Source organism: Protofrankia sp. CiP1_Cm_nod4 (assembly GCF_982290645.1).
The window spans coordinates 1301-4188 of sequence record NZ_CEVIVC010000114.1; the positions used below are offsets into that span (position 1 = coordinate 1301).

Genomic DNA, 2888 nt, shown 5'->3' on the forward strand with positions numbered 1-2888 from the left:
AAATATTTATTATATCCGGCGCCGTGGGGCATGACAATCAACGGAGCCGACAGTTTGTGCAGGTCGCCGCCGTGACTTGCCGCGAGGGCCAGGTCGAAACGGGTCGCCACCGCCTGCTCCCACGGTACTGTCCGCGCGCCGATACCGGCCAGCAGGTCGACGACGCCATCGTTGAAGGGTGAGGTGCCGGTCGTCGTGAACACCACCTGGACCCTGGTGTCGGCCGTGAGCGCGGGAAGGACGTCGAGCAGGCGGTTCGTCGAGGTGACGGTGTGGGCCACCACGAGCACCGTGCGGGACGCCGTGACCGTCGACCACGAAGCTGCCTCGGGCCCGATCGGTACCCGCAGCCATGGTCGGTCGATCGCCACCACCCCCCGAGTCCACGACCTCCGCCACGCTACCCACCGGCAGCGCCCGCCGCGGCCCGACCGTCCACCTCGCTGACCGTCCACCTCGCCGACGGGATCCTCGTCGGCAGGGCCGGCCCTCCTCGGCAGACGGTCTCGCCGCTGTCGCTGTCGCCGTCGCGGGGCCGGACCGGGTGCGGGCCCGGCGGATTCCGGGGCAGAGGACTGAAGGAGCTGGTGGGCTGGACGATGCGGTGAGTGACTGGGCGCGACCGGCCTGGTCGGGCTGATTTTCTACCTTGTCGGTCGATATTGACGGGTGATCTGTGGGCGGGTAGCTTCTGGCACCGGACGTCGGTGTCGGGCTCCGTTTCACCGGCCGGTAGCCACGTCCGCGGTCGGGCGCTCCAGAGATGAGCCTGGCGCGACAGAGCGGTCGTGTGGGCGCGTGCGTGGTCGTAGGAGGAAACCAGCGTGCAGCGGTCGCATGGCCATGCCTGCGCTGTTTCGCCGTGCTGTGTCGCCCCGGCGACGTTCTCGCGTCGGCATATCGATCTACAGCGGGTGACGAGCTGTCTGTGTCCGTAGCCGCCAGCGTCTGAGCTGATACCGGCTCCGCTCGCCGTCAGCCGTGAGTGGATCTGTCTGGCGTTTCCATGGCATCGCCGTGTCACCGGTCGTGGCTCACGGTGCGTCCTCATCGCCATGTTTCGGCTCGTCTTTCTGCCTGTGGTGGTCCTGACGCCACACCATGCGGGTCGGCATTACGTGTCCATCGCATAACGCGTTGTTCTTTTCATTGCCTGTTCTGTGCTTTTGTCACGGTCCGTCCGGGATTTCAGGTGCGCGGGTATACGGCCCCGCCGGCTGCTTCCCTCGGCTGCCTCGCAGGAAAGGACTGTTGTGAACAGATCAGCCCGGTCCGGGCCCGCTCCTCGGTGGGCGGTGGCTGTTGCCGCGCTCGCCGCGGCCGCGACGCTGGTGAGCGCCTGTGGCTCCGATGACGACGAGCCCACCAGCGGTGCGCGTGCCGGCACACCCCGCCCGGGGGGCACGCTGACCTTTGCGGTGGGCTCGGACGCGGGATGTGTGGACCCGCAGCAGGTGGGCAGCAACGACACGATCTACTCGCTGCGGCAGATCGTCGACTCGTTGACCGACCAGAACCCCCGGACGGGCGAGATCGTGCCGTGGCTGGCGGAGCGCTGGGAGATCAGCCCGGACGCGAGGACGTTCACCTTCCACCTGCGGCCCGGTGCGACGTTCAGCGACGGGACGCCGGTGAACGCGCGGTCGGTCAAGGACAACTTCGACGCGATACCGAAGCTGGGCGCGCTGGCTGTCCTGGGGACGGGCTACCTCAGCGGTTACGAGGGCACCACGGTGGTCGACGACCTCACCGCCGCGGTCGCGTTCAGGCAGCCGAACGCCCAGTTCCTGCAGGCCACGTCGACGTTCTCGCTGGGGCTGGTGTCGGGGGCGAGCATCGCCAGAACCCCGCAGCAGCGGTGCGGTGAGGGTGTGACCGGGTCGGGCCCGTTCGTGCTGTCGAAGTACGCGCCGGCCCAGTCGATCACGCTGGCGAAGCGCACCGGCTACAACTGGGGCTCGTCCCTGTGGACGAAGAAGGGCGAGGCGTACCTGGACACGCTCGCGTTCAAGGTGGTCCCGGAGGCGGGCGTGCGCAGCGCCAGCCTGACCTCCGGACAGGTCGACGCGATCGGCAGCGTGGGCCGCGCCGACGAGACGGCGCTCAAGGGCGGCGGGGCCAGCCTGCAGGCACGGGCCAACCCGGGGGTGGTGTTCAACCTGAGCCTGAACAACTCCCGGCCGATCCTGCAGGACCAGAAGGTGCGGCAGGCCATCCTGTTCGCCATCGACCGCAAGCAGGTCGCCGACACGGTGTTCCCGACCGGCACCCACCCGGCGACGAGCATCCTGGCGCACACGGCCCCCGGCTACCAGGATCTCGGCTCGGACCTGGCCTTCGACGCCGCCCGGGCCAGGTCGCTGCTGGACGCGGCCGGCTGGGTGCCCGGCGCCGACGGGATCCGGCAGAAGGACGGCGTCCCGCTGCGCCTGGCGGTGAGCTGGTTCGCCAACGCGGCCACCAACAAGCCGACCCTGGAACTGGTCCAGCAGCAGCTGAAGACGGTCGGTGTCGATCTCGTGCTGAAGGAGCTACAGATCGCGCAGGCGGCCCAAATCCAGCGCTCGGGCGACTTCGACGTGCTGTGGGGCAACCTGACCCGCGCCGACCCCGACATCCTGCGCACCCTGTACTCCACGCAGCTGGCGAACGCGTACCGGCTGCCGCCGACCCAGCTCGACAGCGTCCTCACCGACCAGGCGGCCGAACCGGATCCGGTCAGGCGGCAGAACCTGGTGGCCCAGGCCCAGCAGCTGATCGTGCGGAACGCCTACGTCGTCCCGGTCGTGGAGCTGCAGACCGAGCTGGGTGTGTCGAAGAACGTCCACAACCTGGACTTCGAGGCGTCCAGCCGGATCCAGCTGCACGACACCTGGAAGAGCTGACAC

2 protein-coding genes and 1 pseudogene are annotated in these 2888 nt (G+C 68.9%); 2 read left to right on the forward strand and 1 reads right to left on the reverse strand.

Annotated features, from left to right (window positions below):
• Positions 1 to 374: pseudogene (locus AC5LSR_RS18290) on the reverse strand (hypothetical protein); the annotation flags it as partial.
• Positions 375 to 824: 450 nt separating this feature from the next.
• On the opposite strand from AC5LSR_RS18290, the gene AC5LSR_RS18295 reads away from it, so the two are divergent.
• Both AC5LSR_RS18295 and AC5LSR_RS18300 read left to right on the forward strand, forming a co-directional pair.
• Positions 825 to 938 (forward strand): putative leader peptide, encoded by a 114-nt coding sequence (locus AC5LSR_RS18295; RefSeq protein WP_445548567.1) that lies wholly within the window; start codon positions 825 to 827, stop codon positions 936 to 938.
• 315 nt (positions 939 to 1253) lie between these two features.
• Positions 1254 to 2885 (forward strand): ABC transporter substrate-binding protein, encoded by a 1632-nt coding sequence (locus tag AC5LSR_RS18300; RefSeq protein ID WP_250285655.1) that lies wholly within the window; start codon positions 1254 to 1256, stop codon positions 2883 to 2885.
• The last annotated feature ends 3 nt before the right edge of the window (positions 2886 to 2888 follow it).